General features: G+C 29.9%; 19 protein-coding genes. 6 read left to right on the top strand and 13 right to left on the bottom strand.

Going from position 1 to position 18,512, the window contains the following annotated elements; translation table 11 throughout:
• Window positions 1-39: 39 nt before the first annotated feature.
• Window positions 40-417, top strand: a complete 378-nt coding sequence (locus A8C32_RS07605) for a Fur family transcriptional regulator (RefSeq protein WP_069829833.1) — start codon at window positions 40-42, stop codon at window positions 415-417.
• Between the two features lie 70 nt (window positions 418-487).
• Here A8C32_RS07605 and mnmE read toward each other — a convergent pair whose 3' ends face one another.
• Window positions 488-1,876 (bottom strand): tRNA uridine-5-carboxymethylaminomethyl(34) synthesis GTPase MnmE, encoded by a 1,389-nt coding sequence (mnmE, locus tag A8C32_RS07600; protein WP_069829832.1) that lies wholly within the window; start codon window positions 1,874-1,876, stop codon window positions 488-490.
• A gap of 383 nt (window positions 1,877-2,259) precedes the next feature.
• Between mnmE and A8C32_RS07595 the strand changes: the two genes are divergently transcribed.
• Entirely contained in the window at window positions 2,260-2,703 is a 444-nt protein-coding gene (locus A8C32_RS07595) for a hypothetical protein (RefSeq protein WP_069829831.1), read from the top strand.
• Here A8C32_RS07595 and A8C32_RS07590 read toward each other — a convergent pair.
• From A8C32_RS07590 to A8C32_RS07570, 5 genes are all read right to left on the bottom strand, one after another.
• The gene (locus tag A8C32_RS07590) at window positions 2,680-3,510 is read right to left on the bottom strand and encodes a CvfB family protein (protein ID WP_069829830.1); all 831 of its coding nucleotides are present in this window, start codon (window positions 3,508-3,510) and stop codon (window positions 2,680-2,682) included. The two genes, A8C32_RS07595 and A8C32_RS07590, sit on opposite strands and share 24 nt — an antisense overlap.
• A gap of 394 nt (window positions 3,511-3,904) precedes the next feature.
• Window positions 3,905-4,243 (bottom strand): DUF2853 family protein, encoded by a 339-nt coding sequence (locus A8C32_RS07585; RefSeq protein ID WP_069829829.1) that lies wholly within the window; start codon window positions 4,241-4,243, stop codon window positions 3,905-3,907.
• A gap of 86 nt (window positions 4,244-4,329) precedes the next feature.
• Window positions 4,330-6,087 (bottom strand): 2-succinyl-5-enolpyruvyl-6-hydroxy-3-cyclohexene-1-carboxylic-acid synthase, encoded by a 1,758-nt coding sequence (menD, locus tag A8C32_RS07580; RefSeq protein WP_069829828.1) that lies wholly within the window; start codon window positions 6,085-6,087, stop codon window positions 4,330-4,332.
• A 60-nt stretch (window positions 6,088-6,147) separates the two neighbouring features.
• Entirely contained in the window at window positions 6,148-7,263 is a 1,116-nt protein-coding gene (locus A8C32_RS07575; protein ID WP_069829827.1) for a chorismate-binding protein, read from the bottom strand.
• Window positions 7,263-7,688 (bottom strand): PaaI family thioesterase, encoded by a 426-nt coding sequence (locus A8C32_RS07570; protein WP_069829826.1) that lies wholly within the window; start codon window positions 7,686-7,688, stop codon window positions 7,263-7,265. Before A8C32_RS07570 ends, A8C32_RS07575 begins: the two co-directional genes overlap by 1 nt.
• 52 nt (window positions 7,689-7,740) lie before the next feature.
• Here A8C32_RS07570 and A8C32_RS07565 point away from each other — a divergent pair, with 52 nt between their 5' ends.
• The gene (locus A8C32_RS07565) at window positions 7,741-8,376 is read left to right on the top strand and encodes an alpha/beta hydrolase (RefSeq protein WP_069829825.1); all 636 of its coding nucleotides are present in this window, start codon (window positions 7,741-7,743) and stop codon (window positions 8,374-8,376) included.
• A 155-nt stretch (window positions 8,377-8,531) separates the two neighbouring features.
• Here A8C32_RS07565 and A8C32_RS07560 read toward each other — a convergent pair whose 3' ends face one another.
• The gene (locus A8C32_RS07560; RefSeq protein WP_069829824.1) at window positions 8,532-9,137 is read right to left on the bottom strand and encodes an MSMEG_1061 family FMN-dependent PPOX-type flavoprotein; all 606 of its coding nucleotides are present in this window, start codon (window positions 9,135-9,137) and stop codon (window positions 8,532-8,534) included.
• Window positions 9,138-9,242: 105 nt separating this feature from the next.
• On the opposite strand from A8C32_RS07560, the gene A8C32_RS07555 reads away from it, so the two are divergent.
• Entirely contained in the window at window positions 9,243-9,584 is a 342-nt protein-coding gene (locus A8C32_RS07555; protein WP_069829823.1) for a hypothetical protein, read from the top strand.
• On the opposite strand, the gene A8C32_RS07550 is transcribed toward A8C32_RS07555, so the two are convergent.
• The 4 genes from A8C32_RS07550 to A8C32_RS07535 all read right to left on the bottom strand — a co-directional run bounded on the left by A8C32_RS07550 (window position 9,577) and on the right by A8C32_RS07535 (window position 14,968).
• Window positions 9,577-10,524 (bottom strand): NAD(P)H-dependent flavin oxidoreductase, encoded by a 948-nt coding sequence (locus A8C32_RS07550; RefSeq protein ID WP_069829822.1) that lies wholly within the window; start codon window positions 10,522-10,524, stop codon window positions 9,577-9,579. The two genes, A8C32_RS07555 and A8C32_RS07550, sit on opposite strands and share 8 nt — an antisense overlap.
• A gap of 191 nt (window positions 10,525-10,715) precedes the next feature.
• Window positions 10,716-11,945: a class I SAM-dependent rRNA methyltransferase gene (locus A8C32_RS07545; RefSeq protein ID WP_069829821.1), complete on the bottom strand. Its 1,230-nt coding sequence runs from the start codon at window positions 11,943-11,945 to the stop codon at window positions 10,716-10,718.
• Between the two features lie 181 nt (window positions 11,946-12,126).
• On the bottom strand, window positions 12,127-14,031 hold the full coding sequence (gene dnaK / locus A8C32_RS07540; RefSeq protein WP_069829820.1) for a molecular chaperone DnaK: 1,905 nt from the start codon (window positions 14,029-14,031) through the stop codon (window positions 12,127-12,129).
• 478 nt (window positions 14,032-14,509) lie between these two features.
• Entirely contained in the window at window positions 14,510-14,968 is a 459-nt protein-coding gene (locus tag A8C32_RS07535; RefSeq protein ID WP_069829819.1) for a nuclear transport factor 2 family protein, read from the bottom strand.
• Window positions 14,969-15,234: 266 nt separating this feature from the next.
• Between A8C32_RS07535 and panB the strand changes: the two genes are divergently transcribed.
• Window positions 15,235-16,053 (top strand): 3-methyl-2-oxobutanoate hydroxymethyltransferase, encoded by an 819-nt coding sequence (gene panB / locus A8C32_RS07530; RefSeq protein ID WP_069829818.1) that lies wholly within the window; start codon window positions 15,235-15,237, stop codon window positions 16,051-16,053.
• A gap of 61 nt (window positions 16,054-16,114) precedes the next feature.
• On the top strand, window positions 16,115-16,819 hold the full coding sequence (locus A8C32_RS07525) for an RluA family pseudouridine synthase (protein WP_069829817.1): 705 nt from the start codon (window positions 16,115-16,117) through the stop codon (window positions 16,817-16,819).
• A gap of 154 nt (window positions 16,820-16,973) precedes the next feature.
• Here A8C32_RS07525 and A8C32_RS07520 read toward each other — a convergent pair whose 3' ends face one another.
• Both A8C32_RS07520 and A8C32_RS07515 read right to left on the bottom strand, forming a co-directional pair.
• Window positions 16,974-17,789, bottom strand: coding sequence for a sensor histidine kinase (locus tag A8C32_RS07520; RefSeq protein ID WP_069829816.1), 816 nt, complete (start codon window positions 17,787-17,789; stop codon window positions 16,974-16,976).
• Window positions 17,765-18,469, bottom strand: a complete 705-nt coding sequence (locus A8C32_RS07515) for a hypothetical protein (protein ID WP_069829815.1) — start codon at window positions 18,467-18,469, stop codon at window positions 17,765-17,767. Before A8C32_RS07515 ends, A8C32_RS07520 begins: the two co-directional genes overlap by 25 nt.
• Window positions 18,470-18,512 lie beyond the last annotated feature (43 nt).

Here is an 18,512-nt window from a genome sequence, read left to right as displayed (position 1 = left end):
TTATTTCATAATGCAACTAAGTTGCGTTATATTTGTATTATGGGTATCACGAGACAAACAAAACAGGTTAAAACCTTGCTTAATATTTTCGATAATAATGAAAAAGCAATTTCCGTTGTAGATTTAATTAAATTATTGGAAGCACAAATGAACAAAACCACTGTTTATCGTATATTGGATAAACTTATGGATGATGGTGTTGTGCATTCTTTTGTTGGTAAAGGAGGTCTTAAGTGGTATGCGAAATGTCAGGACTGCTCTTGCGAAACACATAATGACGTGCATCCGCACTTCCAATGTAAAACATGTGGTGAGGTTGAATGTCTATCGGTAAGCTTTACGCTACCTCCCATAAATGGTTATATGGTTGAATCTGCAAGTTTGTTTATTGTAGGCGTATGTAGTAACTGCTTGTAAATTGACTTAATATCTCCAAAAGGGTCTAAGCTATTAACATTATAAATAGTTAATTATCATAGATATACCCTTATTTACCGATACAGAAATTAGCAAAAATATTACCAAGTAAATCATCATTAGTAATCTCGCCAGTAATTTCACCAAAATGATATAGTGCTTGTCTAATGTCTATCGCTAATAAATCTCCAGACAAACCAAACTCTAATCCTTCTTTTACTTTTTCTATACCTTCAAATGCCTTTAATAAAGAATCATAATGACGTGAGTTAGTAACTATTGTATCATTATTCCTCAATGCTCCAGTATTTACAAAACTGAGTAGCTTTTCTTGTAAAGTATCAACACCAATATTTGTTTTTGCTGATAATAATTCTACATATGAAATTTTAGATTTTAGACTAAAAATTTCTTCCTCTGATAACTTATCAATTTTATTAGCAATAACTAAAAGTGGCTTTTGTGGGTATTTATTTTTTATTTTTTCTATTTCAACTTGAAATCTAGAGCTTGATACTTTAAAATCCAATGCATCAAATAAATATATAACAACTTGAGCTTGATCAATTTTTTCGAAAGTTTTTTTTATACCTATGCTTTCAACTACATCTTTCGTATCACGAATACCTGCTGTATCTATAAATCGAAACCCCATACCTCCTATTGAAATTTCATCCTCAATAGTATCTCTTGTTGTTCCTGCAATGTCTGAAACAATAGCACGTTCTTCATTTAAAAGCGCATTTAAAAGTGTTGATTTTCCAACATTAGGCTCTCCAACTATAGCCACTGGAATACCATTTTTAATAACATTTCCAACAGCAAAAGAATCTATTAATCGTTTTAAAACAAATACAATACGTTCTATTAAATCTTTAAACTGAATTCTATCTGCAAACTCCACATCCTCTTCAGCAAAATCAAGTTCTAACTCTATAAGAGATGCAAAATTTAAAAGTTCTTCACGGAGTTTAGCTATTTCAGATGAAAAACCACCTCGCATTTGTTGCATCGCAATCTGATGTGATGCTTCATTATCGCTAGAGATTAAATCTGCTACTGCCTCGGCCTGAGACAAATCTAGCTTACCATTTAAAAAAGCGCGTAATGTAAACTCCCCAGCTGTAGCCATACGACAGCCCTTTCTTAAAAATAATTGTATAATTTCTTGTTGTATATAATTAGAACCATGGCACGAAATTTCAATTACATCCTCACCTGTATACGAATTTGGGTTTTTAAAAATAGATATTAATACTTCATCAATAGTTCTATTTTTATCTATAATATGCCCTAAATGTATTGTATGTGTTTTTTGCTTTACTAAAGTCTTACCAGAAATAGATCTAAAATGGCTCTCTACTAAACCTATTGCATCTTTTCCAGATAGTCTTATAATAGCTATAGCTCCAGCCCCTGATGGTGTAGCTAAAGCAATTATGGTATCTTGATTAATCATATAGCAAAAATACTAAATTTGAAATGCTAGCACCAATAAATTTTTAATACAAAAAAAGTGATTTCAAAATATTACTCGCCTTAAAAAAGAAAATATTACCTACTCAATATGTAAGTATATACTATGTATAGATTACAATAATTCAACAAAAAAACATTCAACTCATACATTTAATAAAATTGATATTAAAAAAAAACGAATATTTTAAACCTCAGAACTTTAAATAACATATATCATAATAATTTTAGTGATCAATTTTTTGATTAAATTTAATATCGAGACATAGTATCTTTGTATTCTGTTCTTATAATCATAACCAGGTTTAAAACAAAAAAATTATAGCTTCATAATCCCAAATTCATTAATAAAAAAGTTATATAAGTATGAAAATTATTGAATCTGATTTTTCAAAACATATTCAAAAATCTGTAGAAAAAGAATTAGGAAATATCTTTTTTCTAAAGCAAATAGCTATAATAGAGTTTAATGAAGGTGTAGATATAGATATAAATAACTCTTCAGTCATTTTTAATGAATTAAAAGATTATTATGGAATATCAAAGCCATTTGGTGTTATAGCAAACAGGGTTAACTCATACTCTGTAAAATTAATGGACATGAGACTATTTAGAAAAAAACTAAATAATTTATCTGCTTACGCTGTGATTGGTCATAATACTGCAAGTAGGATGAATGCAGAAATAGAAAATAATTTTTGCGTAGGTTGTAAAATTAATTATGATAATCTATATGAAGCTATCAATATAGTTTACACTAAAGTTAAGAAAAAAGAGGTATCTATTTTAGACCAAATAAATACCATCTGATTTAATTTCTATCTGCCTCTGTTTATATAGCGTACCTATAGCTTTCTTGAAGTTTTTCTTACTCATTTGAAGGGTCTCTTTAATAGTTTCAGGGTTAGATTTATCTGTAAGATTTAAATATCCACTATTATCATGTAACTCATGCATAATACGCTCTGCATTAGGTTCTATATTTCTATAACCAATTTGTCCTAAAACAATATCTAATTTATTCCCAGGCCGCACTTTTTTAACAATACCTTTTAGCTTATCTCCAACACTAATATCTTTATAAATACTGTCTTTATAAATTAACCCCATATGTATTTTGTTTACAATAACATTCATACCTATGTCTGAGGGGTGTGATACAATTAAATCAACTTCGTCAAATTCACTAACCGTAAGATCTTTGTTATCTAAAAAACTATTCGTTTTACTTGATGCTACTAATCTATTTGTTCTTTCATCTAAATAGCAATGTACTAAATACCAACCTCCTGGTTTCATTTTAAAGGCTTGCTCTTTAAAAGGGCAAAATAATTCTTTAACCAATCCCCAATCTAAAAAAGCACCATAATCAGTCACTTGGTTACATCGTAACAAAGCAAAATCATTGAGCTTGATATATGGCATATCTGTAGTAGCAACTGGACGTTCTTCGTTATCTAAATACACGAAAACATCAATCTTATCCCAAATTTTAAATGTTTGCGGAACATATCTATTTGGTAACAATACCTCGTTATCTTCATTATCAATTAAATATACGCCATGATCTGTTTCACGGAGTATTTCTAATGTATTTACTTGTCCTAAATGTATCATTCTGCAAAGGTAATATATTAGAAGGAGAAGCTTTATTAATAAATATAAAACTAATAGTCCTTTTTTTAAAATTAGAAAATCAAACGTAACGAAAAGTGTTAAAAAGTACTTAATTTAAAAAACATATAGTAATTATATACTAAAATGCTATTTTCATTAAAGCGTATATTTTCCATATTCAAGACTTACTCTTAAAAATTTTGAAATATCGAAATCTCAGAAAGGTTACTTTCTTCTTAAAACTTCATCTAAATAAAACATCTCATTAAAACCTTAATAAGAAAACACCTAACTTTATGCACAATAAAAAAACCTGTGAAGTTAGCCTCCGCAGGTTTGATTTAATTTTATTAAAATTGTCACCCTTTTTAGGACAACTCAATAAATTTATATTTTAATAAATAGATTCTTTTCCAAAATGTTTTGCTAGTAAATAATATACAACTACTCTATATTTATTACGATTAGATTTTCCATATTGCTCAATAACCATCTCTATACCTTTATCTAAATCTGAGCTGTCACTTAATCCTAATTTCTTAATTAAAAAATTATTTTTCACTGTTGCTAATTCAGATTCATCAGATCCAGAAACTGTCGAAGCATCGGCATTATAAATTGATGGTCCACAACCAATAGTTACCTTAGTCAATAAATCCATGTCTGGTATAACACCACATTTATCTTTTAAATCGGCTGCATATTTTACAATAAGTTCATCTCTTTTACTCATAATTATTTACTTTTTAATTGTTTAATTAATATCTGTTTTAAAGTTAACTATTATTTAGACACAATAAATCTTTTGTAGTCACATATTTACTTTATAAATTTAAAATAATTTAAAAGTACTTCATCGTTTACTTCTTTTGGAGTAAAGACTTCTAAAAGCTTTGGTTGATCACCTTTTACATAAAATGATTGTAAAGTTTCATCTAATTCATTTCCATTAGAAACACATTCATACTTAAAATTATACATTTTACATAAATGTTCTGCTGTATAATTATGGTTAGTTTCAAAATAAGTATCAAAATTTTCGGTGTTTTTATGTCCTGGTAATATTCTAAATATCCCGCCTCCTTGATTATTTATAACAATTATTCTAAAACTTTTTGGTAAATGATTATTCCAAAGTGCATTACTATCATATAAAAAACTTAAATCTCCCGTAATCAATAAAGTGGGTTTAGTATTAACTACAGCACTTCCAATAGCTGTAGAAGTACTTCCATCAATACCGCTTGTTCCTCTATTACAAAATACTTTAAGAGTATTATTTAAGCTAAACAATTGTGTATAACGAATTGCAGAGCTATTAGAAACTTGCAAAGTATAATTATTAGGAATAGATTTTAAAAGACTATTAAAAACTACAAAATCTGAAAAAGGGATTTGATTTATATAGTCTTGATGTTTATGTATTCTCTTTGCCTTTACACTGCTCCAAGTCGATTTATAATTACTTTTTATAGCGTTTGGTACTTTTAGAAAAAAGGCTTCAAAAAATTGATTTGGTGTAGATTTAATATGATGTTTTAAGCTAAAAAAAGTATCGTTTGCTTTATTTTTATCGATATGCCAATGCTGATTAGGCTTATATTTTCTTAACAGTATTTTTATTTTTTTAGAAACTATTAAGCCTCCAAATGTAATAAGAATATCAGGTTGTAAATCTTGTTGTTCTTCAATAGTTAATGGTGCTATAATTTGATCTATACTAGGAAAAAAACTATCGTGATGTAAATTTGATGTGGTTTCTGTAAACACAACAATACTTTCATCTTTAGCTAAAACATTTAACCATTCTTCATTGATTTGATTTGGATAATTAACACCAACTAGAATCATTTTTTTAGATGAAGCATTCCATGATTCTATACATGCGTCAAAAACACTAGGTTCAATACCTATAAAAGGACTATCTACCTCTATAACTTTAGGGTTAACATACAATTCATCTACCGTTTCATATAATGGTTCATCAAAAGGAATGTTAATATGAACAGGACCTTGTTTTAATACCGATACATTAATTGCTTTATTTATCTCTAATTCATTAAATTCTTGAATGCCCTGTTTTAACCCCAATAAATTTTCTAGTTTATTTTCAATATTTTTAAAAATAGGCAACTCCTCCTCTATTTCACCGTCGGTTTCTTTTAAATCTAATTTTAGATTAGTCGAATATAAAATGTGATTTTCAAATACATTTTTTTGATTAATCGTTTGTCCATCTCCTACTCCAATTAAATGCTTAGGTCTATCTGCAGATAATACAACTAAAGGGATATTACTATAAAACGCCTCTGCAATAGCTGGATAATAATTTAAAAGAGCACTTCCAGAAGTACAAACTACTGCTGTTGGTTCTTGTAATTGTTGTGCAATACCTAATGCAAAAAAAGCTGCGCAACGCTCGTCAACAATACTATAACACTTAAAATAAGCGTTATTTGTAAAACCAATAGTTAAAGGTGCATTTCTACTACCTGGAGAGAGAATAATATGTTTTATGCCCTTAGCCTCACACAGTTGAATTACAGTTTGTGCAAGTGGAATTTTTGGATAAATCATGTACTGGATATAATGAGTACCAAAAGTAACAAATTAGGACACTAACCTCAAACCTAATACCTATAAAACCTTTTTAATAACTAAAGCTTTACTAATTGTTTCCTTCCATTCACTTTCTGCGTTCGAACTTTTTGTAATTCCTCCTCCTACATAAATGATAGCATCTTCTTCTTTAACTTGCATACAGCGTAAGTTTACATATAATTGCGTGCTTTTTTTAGTCACAGCATATGCTCTATTTTCAATATTACGCCTACCAGACCTCGGAGCAACTATTGTTTCTATATTTAATTCGCCCAAAAAACCTGTATAAAACTCACGATTATAACCTTCATTTTTTAAAATAAATTGCTTTGCAGGCAATTTTGGTAATCCGCAAACAGCTGGTGTTGGATGTAAAGCTGTTATTATTTCCCTTAAATTAGTATTCTGTCTTAATTGTGCTGAAATCATAGTTTTTAAATGCACCAAATTACCTGCCTTAACTGTCTCAACATCTGATACTTTAAAATTCTCAACCGATGGTTTTAAATTTTCTAATATAAAATCGGTTACAAATTGTTGTTCTTGCTTTTCTTTTTCTTTCCAAAATACATTTAACGATCCTTTATAATCTTGGGTACCCGCCAATGCCATAATAGAAAATCGATTCCCTTCTATTTTAATTAAGGTCTCTGGAGTTGCTCCTAACCATAAGCCTACTTTTGGGTGATACCAACAATATACAAATGCGGAAGTGTAATTATTTAAAAGTTTTTTAAAAATAGTAAAAGGGTTCGTACCCGAAATACTCACTATTTCCTTCCTTGACAAAACTACTTTTTTAAATATTGAATTTTTAATTTCATCAACTCCTTTTTTTACGAGATTGATATGAAATTCTTTTTCTTCTTTATTTATTGAAGTTTCTAATTGAGAGTTTTCAATACTTATTGACAAATCAAAGCGTGTAGATATACTTTCTGAAACTTCTACAGGAATTAATACTGTTTTCTTTTCATCATCAAAAGGCGAAAACACAAAACCTTTTTCTATAAAGTCTTCAGTAAAAAAGAGATTATCATTGTTTTGAAGTAAACCATTAACTTTAATACTATTTGGTTTTCTATAAACTACAAAAGGATATTGCGACTTATATTGCGCATCAATACGCTTAAAAAAATCTTCCGAAATCATTATTTATTTTTTGGCAACGAAATGGTAGATAGCCTACATATTGAAATTAAATTATCAACGTCATCAGTTACACGTATATCTAATAATTGCGTAGTTCTTCCTTTATGTAAAAAAGTAGCCTTAGCATAAACAAATCCTTCTTTAACACTTTTTAAATGATTGGCTGTTATTTCTAAACCTCGAATAAAGAATTTTTCGGTATCAACAAAAATATGAGATGCAAAACTACCTACACTTTCTGCTAAAGCTGCTGTAGCTCCTCCGTGTAATACACCATCAGGTTGATGTACTCTTGAATTCACAGGCATCTTTGCTATTAAAAAGTCATCGCCAAAATCTACAACTTCAATGTTTAAAGTTTCCATTAAGGTATTTTTACAGGCTGAATTGGCTTGTTCCAAAACAGCTTCTTTAGATAAGGTCATAGAAATAGTGTATTTTTAATCTCGTTAACAAAAATACAAAAGATAAGTGTAAATGAAATCTCAAGAAAAAGAAATATTATATACTATAACCAATTCCTATTCTACTTTAAATACACTTACAGAAACAACTAAAAATGTATGGTTTGTTTGCCACGGTATGGGCTATTTAAGTAGATACTTCTTAAAATATTTTAAAGGATTAGATCCAAAAACAAATTATATTATTGCTCCGCAAGCTGCAAGTAAATATTATATAAACTCAAATTTTAGACATGTTGGTGCTAGCTGGCTAACTAAAGAAAATACTAAAATTGAAACGGAAAACATTATGAAATATTTTGATACTGTTTTTCAAAACGAAAACTTACCAAAAACAGTTAATCTTATAGTATTTGGATATTCACAAGGCGTTAGCGTAGCTATGCGTTATGTCTCTTCGAGACAAATACAATGTCAACAACTTATTTTGCATTCTGGAGGAATACCTAAAGAATTGAATGTTGAAGATTTAGCATTTTACACTGGAAAAGCACATTTAATTTGCGGAACCAAAGATAAGTATATAACAAAGGAAAGGTTAACATTAGAAATTGATAAAGCTAAAAAATTATTTAAAACTCATTTGAATACTATAATATTTGATGGTATGCATGAGGTAAATATTAAGGCTATTAATGAATTGGCTTAAAACATTTCTACTTTATTTTTTGAATACCTCTCTTTATTTAGTCAAAACATAAAATGTCTTATATATTTCAGGATTTTTAAAAAGAATGGTTATCTAAAAAGAAAAAGCCTTTACAATACATAAAAAAGAATCATTTAAATAGTAAAGAATAAACTCTACAAATCTCTCTTATAGCGCTCTATCATTTCTTTACGAGGTTCTGGAACTTTATTAGATCCCAATTGATCTTTTAACATCTGCCCCATACTAGGAAACGTATCTTGATTTATTTTTACAGATTCGTCCCATAATTTAGAACGCATAAAAGCTTTAGCACAATGTAAAAACACCTCTTTAACTGTAACGACTATGCAAGCTTTTGGTGGAGTCTTCTCAAAAGTAAATAAGTCTAAATACGATTTATCTATACTCACATAAGCACTTCCATTTAAACGCAAGGTTTCATCAATCCCAGGAATTAAAAATAATAAACCTACATTACCTGTTTCTACAATATTTGAGATACTATCCACAATATTATTCCCTTTAGCATCTGGAATAACTATTTCTGTGGCGCTAGTCACTTGTACAAACCCTGGAACACCACCTCTTGGAGAAGCGTCCAATTTCCCTTCAGAACTAGATGTAGACAGCACCAAAAATGGAGCCATTTCAATAAAATTAATGGCATGCTTTTCTAAACTAGATAAAACTTTATCCTTGGCCCTTCCGTTTGGAAAACCGTATAAATCAAGAAGTTGAGATAGGTTATTAATTTTCATAATGCCATATAATCAAATAAAAGAGTATTTCATCAGGTATTTATAAGTCGTATTACAAATATTGATTAAAATTACATTAAAATAACCAAAGATCAACCTTCTAAAATGAAAATAATTACAACAACTCTAATACTCTTTTTAAGTAATATATGTAGCGCTCAATTTGTATCTGCAGATGATAAACTACATCTAGGAGCTGGAGCTTTAATTTCTGCTACAACTTATATCGTAGTTTATACAGCTACAAAAAACAAAAAAAAGGCATTTTGGATGAGTTTAGGTACTTCTGTTCTGGCTGGAGTTACCAAAGAGCTTATTGATGTTAGTGAAAATGAACGTTTTGATACTGGTGAAATAGTAGCAACAACCATAGGAGGTTTAACAGCAAGTACAACCATTAATTTGTTTGTTGGAAAAAAGAAAAAAAGAGTTGCCTTAGTTAATTAATTAAACGTCTAATTATTTCCTTAGTTGGCAATATTTTATTAGTATGTTCTATACTTGGACCTGCAACCCAAACAGTTTTATAAGTCGCTTTAGTTGCTGCATTTTTTGTAGCATTCATACCTATCGAAAAACGAATCATTTTTACCCATTTTTTCAGATTTCGATTTTTGTTTAAGATAGACTCTAACCAAGTCTGTTTAGTACCTATTTTTTGTACATAAGGCGTATTAATAACAGTACAGGGTGTTCCAGAAATACGCTCTGTCATTACAATATCTTTTGCACCATAATCAACACAAGCTTGTTTATATTCTTCAATAACTCCTGCTTCTATTGAAGCTATAAACGGACTCCCTACAGAAACCCCTTGAGCTCCATAACTTATCATTTTATCAATATCAGACTTACATCCTACACCTCCTGCCGAAATTATTGGAATACTACATTTCTCATTGAGCTCTTTAATTAGTTCTTCTGGCGATTTATTCCCTCTATGTCCGCCAGCTTCATTATTCACAGCAATAATAGCATCTGCTCCTAAAGCTTCAACTTTTTTAGCAAACTTTAAATCGGTAACATCACAAAATACTTTTATACCTACTTTATGAGCTTCCTTTATAGTTTCTTCTGGACTTCCTAAAGATGTTATTATAAAATCACACCCGATATCGCAAATGACTTCTAACTGCCCTCTATACTTTAAATTCGATTTGTTTACAATTAAATTAAATCCAAAAGAACCTCCTTCAACTTTAGCTGCTTTCAATTCTCTTAAAGCTACTTTTAACTCATCAATCATTCTGTAGTTTAATGCAGGAATACACCCTGCTATACCACTTCGCATAGCTTCTTTAACCATATCTACATTTGATACCAAAAACATTGGTGCTTGAATAATAGGATATTTTATATTTAGAAGTTCTGTGAGTTTCGTTTTCATATGTACTATTCCTACAAAGGCAGGAAACTTATTAATTAAACAATAACTTTTCCTTTTGTATTTATAGCCAAATATAATAAATTATTATGCACGCATAATAATAAATTTTAATTACAATCTTTCTTTTATTCTTACAAAAAAAATAACACAATGATTATCATTGTATTAAAAAATATTTTACTATAAATCAATCAGTCTAAAAACCTATAATATCCACATTTTAAATAAGCACCTTCTTCAAAACCAATGGGATGATCTGTATCATGATCTGTTTTTAAAATAACTTTATATGCTCGATTACAAGAAGATAAAAGTTGGCTATTAATGTCAAAAAAAGTTTGGGAAACAATTCTAGAAGAACAAGATGCTAAAACCAATAAGCCATTCTTAGATGTTAGTTTCTCACCAAGTTGAGCTAACTGTGCATATTTTTTTTTAGCCAAATCAATTTCTGAAGCTTGTTTTGCAAAACTTGGAGGGTCTATAACTACAACATCGAAAGAAATGTTATTTTTAATGAGTTCTTTAAGTTCCTCAAAAGCATCACCTGCTATAGTTTTATGGATTCCTACATAATTATTTAACTTTCCATTTTGAACAGCTATTTTCAACGCCTGTTTACTTATATCTAAACTTGTAACTTCTTTAGCTCCATTATAAAGTGCATGTACCGAAAATCCACCGGCATAAGAGAACACATCTAAAACGGTTTTACCTCTACTCCACTCTCCTACCTGTTTTCTGTTAGCACGATGATCTAAAAAATAACCTGTTTTATGCCCTTTAATAACATTTGCCGAAAACTTTACATCATGTTCTACAAATTGTACAACTTCGTTTTCAAGCGTTCCATAAACCACTTCACCGTTTTTTATATTATGTAATTTAGATTGCTCTAAAGCTCTGCTTAAACGTACTACAACAGTTTCTATATGACTTACCTCTTGTAAAATTGGAATAATACTATCTAAATAAGGTAACCAGATTTCAGAATAAATTTTCACTACTAAAACAGCCGCATAAACATCTGCTATTAATCCTGGAAAACCATCATTTTCTCCAAATAACAAACGGTAACTATTAGTATTTGTTTTTAGTAAACGTGACCTTTTAGTATAGGCTTCTTGTATTTTATTTTCAAAGTACTGTTCATCAATGGTTACTTTTTTAGTACCATGATGTAACATTTTAATACGTATGGGGGAATTAGCATCGTAAAACCCTAAGCCTATAACTCGATTTTTATTTTTACCAAAAATAATTGCTAAATCTCCAGAGCGTGCATTATCGTTTATTTTAGTAATATTATTGGAAAATACCCAAGGATGTCCCTGAATAACAAATTGTTCTCCTTTTGCATTTAGTTTTACTGCTAAGTTTTTAGGTTTATAATTCGATTTTATTTGAGCTGAAAAGGACATGTTTTAGTGAAATTTATGGTAAAAGTATAGGTTTTATAAGGATAAAAAAACTGTATTTTTAAACTCCTTCTCTTAAATGACAAAATTCGACCTTATCATACAAAAAACGCAATCATTTCTGATTGCGTTTTTTTATTTTTAGCTAAAGCCTTCCAACTTCATGCTTTATGTATCCTTCAACTTATTTCACTTCCTCGAAATCTACATCTTCAACATCACTAGCTTCTTCTGCTTGAGGTTCTGCATTTCCAGCTTCTGGTCCTGCTGCTCCACCTTGAGCTTCTGCTTGTGCTTTGTACATTTCTTCAGAGGCTACTTTCCAAGCTTCGTTTATTTTTTCTAAAGCAGGCGTTATAACTTCTAAATCTTTAGTTTCGTAAGCTTTTTTAAGTTCTTCTAAAGCATCAACAACTGGTTGCTTTTTATCATCAGATAATTTATCACCAAACTCTGCCAATTGTTTTTCCGTTTGGAAAATCATTGAATCTGCTTCATTTAAAGTTTTAGCACTTTCAGCAGCTTTAGCATCTGCTTCAGCATTAGCTTCAGCATCTGCTTTCATTTTTTCGATTTCCTCTTCAGTTAAACCAGAAGATGCTTCAATACGAATATCTTGTGTTTTATTTGTAGCTTTATCTGTAGCAGATACTTTAATAATACCATTAGCATCAATATCGAACGTTACTTCAATTTGTGGCGTACCACGTTGTGCTGGTGGAATACCATCTAAATGAAAACGACCAATCGTTTTATTATCTGCTGCCATAGCACGTTCTCCTTGTAAAACATGAATTTCTACAGAAGGCTGATTATCTGCCGCAGTAGAGAATACTTGAGATTTCTTAGTAGGAATCGTTGTATTCGCTTCAATAAGCTTAGTAAATACATTACCCATAGTTTCAATACCAAGAGATAATGGTGTTACATCTAAAAGTAATACATCCTTAACATCTCCTGTTAAAACACCACCTTGAATACCTGCACCTAAAGATACAACTTCATCAGGGTTAACTCCTTTACTTGGCGTTTTTCCAAAAAATGCTTCAACTGCTTTTTGTACAGCTGGAATACGTGTAGAACCACCTACTAAAATCACTTCATCAATATCACTTTTGCTTAAACCAGCTGCTTTTAATGCAGATTGGCAAGGCTCGATAGTACGTTTTACTAAATCGTCAATTAATTGCTCAAATTTAGAACGTGTTAATGTGCGTACTAAGTGTTTTGGTCCACTAGCAGTAGCAGTAATATATGGTAAATTAATTTCTGTTTGCTCAGAAGACGATAATTCAATCTTAGCCTTTTCTGCAGCCTCTTTTAAACGTTGAAGAGACATAGGATCTTGTCTTAAATCCATGCTTTCTTCAGCTTGAAACTCATCAGCTAACCAGTTAATAATTTTTTCATCAACATCATCACCACCTAAGTGTGTATCACCATCTGTAGATAATACTTCAAATACACCATCACCTAATTCTAAGATAGATACATCATGTGTACCACCACCAAAATCAAAAACAACGATTTTTTGGTCTGTACCTTTTTTGTCCATACCATAAGCTAAAGCTGCAGCTGTAGGTTCGTTAATAATTCTACGAACTTTTAAACCTGCAATCTCACCAGCTTCCTTAGTAGCTTGACGTTGGCTATCGTTAAAATAAGCTGGAACAGTAATAACAGCCTCACTAACATCTTGACCTAAATAATCTTCAGCAGTTTTCTTCATTTTTTGAAGAATCATAGCAGATAATTCTTGAGGCGTATATAAACGACCATCAATATCAACTCTAGGTGTATCATTATCACCTTTTACTACTTTATATGGTACACGTTCTGCCTCCTTACTAGATTCAGAATATTTATTACCCATAAAACGTTTAATAGAATAAACTGTTTTAGTTGGGTTAGTAACAGCTTGTCTTTTTGCTGGATCACCAACTTTAATCTCACCACCTTCTACAAAAGCGATAACCGATGGTGTTGTACGTTTACCCTCAGCATTTGGAATTACAACTGGTTCGTTACCTTCCATCACTGAAACGCAAGAGTTGGTTGTTCCTAAATCGATTCCAATAATTTTACTCATAATATTTTATTTATAGCGTTGAATGTTCATTTTTTATTTCGATTTATTTAAGTCAATCATTATGCCAACTAAAAATATCTGACACAGTGTCAGATATCAGTTAGAATAAGTAATTATAATAAACAGTTTCACAAAAAAATCAATAAAAATATTAAATCGTGAATAATAATTGTGGCGCATCCCTTCAGGGTCGGGCTTTCACTACTCGCTTCCTCCTACGTCGGTGAGCTCAAACATACCGTTCAATCCCTTGCGCAAATAAAGACTCAATAAGCAATTTTCCTTTTTTCAATAAGAAAATTACCTGCTCTAAAATTTAAAAAAATGAGTTCTTGCAACTTTTCTAAATATATTTAGCTTTCAGTCACTAGCTCAGTTAACACAACTATCTTAATCTTTCACAATCCTAAAGTAAACATCATACAGTCTATAATATTCAGTAATAAAGTATACAATATAATTTCTGCGTAACAAAAAATCACTTCCCACAAGTAGACTTACGTCTCGTATCAATTAAGTAAATAATTTTCCATTGATCTCCATCCTTAAACAACTGAAATGAATTCACTCCACAATGACTAAACATATCATTAAACCAAAATTCATAAGGCGTCCAAGCATTTGCCATATTGCCATCAACCTGAATATTATAATCTAACAAGCGTTCATCCCATTTCTGGTCTTTAGTTCTAGTAGCAATAGCATCAAATAATTTTTTAAGGTCATCGGTCACCAGAATATCTTTTCCTTCTTTATTTCTATAAGCGGTTTGCAACAATATATTATCCATCATAACAGATTTCATTATTAAAGTATCTCCTTTATGAAAGCCCTCAAAAAAAGTATCTACAGCAGCTTTCACTTCTGCTTTTTCATCAATTTGAGCCTCAATAGATGAAGTTACAATAATTACTAAAAACAATATAATACGTACCATAATTCAAAGATTTTTAACTAAAATAGATTATACAATTCATTCTTTTTAACACTTAAAGAAAAATTTAACAAAATCTATTTAATCACGCCTATCTTCTTAAAATGCAACATAAAGTCTACATTACTTTTTACTGCTTCTGCATCTTTAAATCAAATACTAGTTAAGCATTAAGTATCTAACTAGTTAAAATTAATTTATATAATATTATAAAAACAAATCTGGTATAATTTAGTACTTTTACATACTATTTTAAATAAAAAAAAGATATGTCTCTAGCTAAAAAAGAGTATAAGCGCGTCACTGTTAAATCATTAGTAGATATGAAAGCTTCTGGAGAGAAAATTTCTATGTTAACAGCTTACGACTATACCATGGCGAAAATTGTTGATGGTGCGGGTATAGATGTTATTCTTGTCGGTGATTCTGCTAGTAATGTAATGGCTGGACATGAAACAACACTACCTATTACTTTAGACCAAATGATATATCATGCCTCTTCGGTAATACGGGCAATAGATAGAGCTTTAATAGTTGTAGATTTACCTTTTGGAAGCTACCAAAGCGACCCTAAAGAAGCTTTGCGTTCTGCTATTAGAATAATGAAAGAAAGTGGAGCACATTCTGTAAAATTAGAAGGTGGTAAAGAAATAAAAGAATCTATTAAGCGTATTTTAAATGCAGGTATCCCAGTAATGGGACATTTAGGCTTAACACCACAATCTATATATAAGTTTGGAACCTATACCGTAAGAGCTAAAGAAGAAGAAGAAGCTATACGACTTATACAAGATGCTAAAATGCTTGAACGTGTTGGTTGTTTTGCTATTGTACTTGAAAAAATTCCTGCAAAACTAGCAAAACAAGTAGCCGAAAGCGTAAACATACCAATTATTGGTATTGGAGCTGGTAACGGCGTAGATGGACAAGTATTAGTATTACATGATATGCTTGGTATGACACACGAATTTAATCCACGTTTTCTACGTAGATATCTAAATTTATATGAAGATATGACTAATGCCATTTCCCAATATGTTTGTGATGTAAAAAGTCAAGATTTCCCTAATGATAACGAACAGTATTAATCCTCATTGTCCTACGAATATTTTCTTAAGTAAAAGGTAAAAATTCGTCTCAAAAAATAAAATGTCGAAAACCTTCTCCAATAAAAACAACTTACAAGTTCTTTTCGAAGACAATCACATTATTGTCGTAAATAAACGCGCAGGTGATATAGTACAAGGTGATAAAACAGGAGACAAACCCTTAAGTGACGTTGTTAAAGAATATATTAAAAACAAATACAATAAACCAGGCAATGTTTATTTAGGAACTGTACACAGGCTAGACAGACCAACAACAGGTCTTGTTATTTTTGCAAAAACTAGTAAGGTATTACCTAGACTTAACAAATTATTCCTCTCCAAAGAAATAAAAAAAACCTATTGGGCACTTGTAAAAAATGCTCCTACAAAAAAAGAAGATACTTTAATCAATTGGTTAAAAAAGAATCCTAAAAACAATAAATCTTCAGCATATTCTAAAGAAATAAAAGACAGTAAAAAAGCCATTCTTCATTATAAATTAATAAAAACATTAGATAATTACTATTTACTCGAAATTAATTTAGAAACAGGTAGGCATCACCAGATAAGATCTCAACTATCTAATATTGGTAGCCCTATTAAAGGAGATTTAAAATATGGTTTCGATAGAAGTAATAAAGATTCTAGTATAAGCTTACATGCGCGTTATATTTCGTTTATACACCCTGTAAAAAAGGAACCTATAAATATTGAAGCCCCATTACCTAACGATACTATTTGGAATGCATGTATAAATTATACTTAATTTTTCTTCTAACTTAGATCGAAATTAGGTACGATTGATACATCAAATCACAACAAGAGTCAATGCAAAAAACTTACTCTTATGTGATTTCTTCTAACGCAGAAATGACAAAAAACGAAAAATACTTCTTAATATTCTCGAAATGATACAGAAACTATTTCTCTAAAAAAGAATAAAGAGGATAACAAAGTGTCAACTCAACACCTTCGTTAGGCTTAGAAGCTAAATTTAAAGTAGCATTAACTAGAGTTGCTCTACTTTTCATATTAATTAAACCAGAACCTTTTTCTATTTCATTTACATTAAATCCCTTACCATCGTCTTTTGCTGTAATAACCAAATTTTCTGGTTGATAATCTAAAATAATATTTAAATTTTTTGCTTCAGAATATTTAACAGAATTTGATAAAAACTCTTGAAGAATTCTAAAAATAATAATTTCATGTTTCTTATCCTTAAAATCTACTTTTTCGCCAATAATTTTAAGTTCTGCAGATGTAAATTTCATCTTTTTTAATCTGTTTAACTCATTGGTAATTGATTTTTCAAAACCAATATTTAAAACCACTTCGTTATTTAAGGTTCTTGAAAGTGAGCGCACTTCAGATAAACTATCTTTAAGCGCATCAGAAGTATCTTTAAACTTATCTTTAACATCGTCTGCCACCTGCATTTTTAATATACTTAATTGCATACTTGCAAAAGACAATAATTGACCTACATTATCATGTAACTCCCAGCCAATATTCTTTAAGGTCTGTTCTTGAGTTTCTGTTTGTGCTTGAGCAATTTCAGCCTCAAAAGCCTGTTGTTGCTTTACTTTATCTAAAAGTATTTTATTTTTACGTTTTAAAAACACTACAAAAAACACAATAACTAACGAGGTAACAATAACCAATACAGCTATCATATATACTAGTAAATACCGTTCTGCAGCTGTGCTAGCTAATCGTTCTGAGGTCTGCACCATATTAAAGCAAATGTAAAAGTTGAATACATGAAGATATTAGCAAATAAATAAATTTCCCATTTTAAAAAAATAAAATATAAATCTTTATGGGAATTATAAATATCATAGAACACTAAAGGTGTTATTATAAGCCACCAAATAAACACCGCAAAACTAATATAGAAATTTAAAGATCTATAAAAAGTTAATATCCTTTCACTCTGTAATATTTCAATAAAATAAAATACTGTACATAAAAATATAATTACTGCTCCTAAAATGCTAATAATAGGAAAAAAACGAATAAAATACTCTTCCCAATGTAAGGTAATATAGGTAAATGAAAATACAAGAAAACTATAGCCTGAATATTTAATTATTGCTTTAAATAAATCTGTTTGTATAACCTTATGATAATAAAACACAAAAAATATTATAGCACCTATTTTCCAAAACAATGTAGACCACCAAAAGTTTTTTACTAGTTTGGTTCCTTTTAAAAAACCAAATAAACCATCATTATCAATATATTTTACGTAGTTACCAATAAAATCACAAATTAAAAGGTAAACTAAAAAATAAATAAAATATTTAGCAGGCGTATTTACATATTTTTTTAATACAAACAAACCAACTATGGCTGCAAAAGCTTCAATACAAGAAGTAATTAATCTATTATATTGTAATAAAAAATCATTCATAAAATAATAATAACTCCTAAAAATAAAAACACTCGATTATTTT

The organism is Flavivirga aquatica (assembly GCF_001747085.1).
Classification (GTDB): Bacteria; Bacteroidota; Bacteroidia; order Flavobacteriales; family Flavobacteriaceae; genus Algibacter_C; species Algibacter_C aquatica.
The sequence above is the reverse complement of the archived record's forward strand: the minus strand, read 5'-3'. Positions and strand labels throughout refer to the sequence as shown.

Excerpts from the sequence above, each read along its gene's own strand:
- A8C32_RS07605 (WP_069829833.1), top strand. The coding sequence starts at position 40 with ATGGGTATCACGAGACAAACAAAACAGGTTAAAACCTTGCTTAATATT.
- mnmE (WP_069829832.1), bottom strand. The coding sequence starts at position 1,876 with ATGATTAATCAAGATACCATAATTGCTTTAGCTACACCATCAGGGGCT.
- A8C32_RS07595 (WP_069829831.1), top strand. The coding sequence starts at position 2,260 with ATGAAAATTATTGAATCTGATTTTTCAAAACATATTCAAAAATCTGTA.
- A8C32_RS07590 (WP_069829830.1), bottom strand. The coding sequence starts at position 3,510 with ATGATACATTTAGGACAAGTAAATACATTAGAAATACTCCGTGAAACA.
- A8C32_RS07585 (WP_069829829.1), bottom strand. The coding sequence starts at position 4,243 with ATGAGTAAAAGAGATGAACTTATTGTAAAATATGCAGCCGATTTAAAA.
- menD (WP_069829828.1), bottom strand. The coding sequence starts at position 6,087 with ATGATTTATCCAAAAATTCCACTTGCACAAACTGTAATTCAACTGTGT.
- A8C32_RS07575 (WP_069829827.1), bottom strand. The coding sequence starts at position 7,263 with ATGATTTCGGAAGATTTTTTTAAGCGTATTGATGCGCAATATAAGTCG.
- A8C32_RS07570 (WP_069829826.1), bottom strand. The coding sequence starts at position 7,688 with ATGACCTTATCTAAAGAAGCTGTTTTGGAACAAGCCAATTCAGCCTGT.
- A8C32_RS07565 (WP_069829825.1), top strand. The coding sequence starts at position 7,741 with ATGAAATCTCAAGAAAAAGAAATATTATATACTATAACCAATTCCTAT.
- A8C32_RS07560 (WP_069829824.1), bottom strand. The coding sequence starts at position 9,137 with ATGAAAATTAATAACCTATCTCAACTTCTTGATTTATACGGTTTTCCA.
- A8C32_RS07555 (WP_069829823.1), top strand. The coding sequence starts at position 9,243 with ATGAAAATAATTACAACAACTCTAATACTCTTTTTAAGTAATATATGT.
- A8C32_RS07550 (WP_069829822.1), bottom strand. The coding sequence starts at position 10,524 with ATGAAAACGAAACTCACAGAACTTCTAAATATAAAATATCCTATTATT.
- A8C32_RS07545 (WP_069829821.1), bottom strand. The coding sequence starts at position 11,945 with ATGTCCTTTTCAGCTCAAATAAAATCGAATTATAAACCTAAAAACTTA.
- dnaK (WP_069829820.1), bottom strand. The coding sequence starts at position 14,031 with ATGAGTAAAATTATTGGAATCGATTTAGGAACAACCAACTCTTGCGTT.
- A8C32_RS07535 (WP_069829819.1), bottom strand. The coding sequence starts at position 14,968 with ATGGTACGTATTATATTGTTTTTAGTAATTATTGTAACTTCATCTATT.
- panB (WP_069829818.1), top strand. The coding sequence starts at position 15,235 with ATGTCTCTAGCTAAAAAAGAGTATAAGCGCGTCACTGTTAAATCATTA.
- A8C32_RS07525 (WP_069829817.1), top strand. The coding sequence starts at position 16,115 with ATGTCGAAAACCTTCTCCAATAAAAACAACTTACAAGTTCTTTTCGAA.
- A8C32_RS07520 (WP_069829816.1), bottom strand. The coding sequence starts at position 17,789 with ATGGTGCAGACCTCAGAACGATTAGCTAGCACAGCTGCAGAACGGTAT.
- A8C32_RS07515 (WP_069829815.1), bottom strand. The coding sequence starts at position 18,469 with ATGAATGATTTTTTATTACAATATAATAGATTAATTACTTCTTGTATT.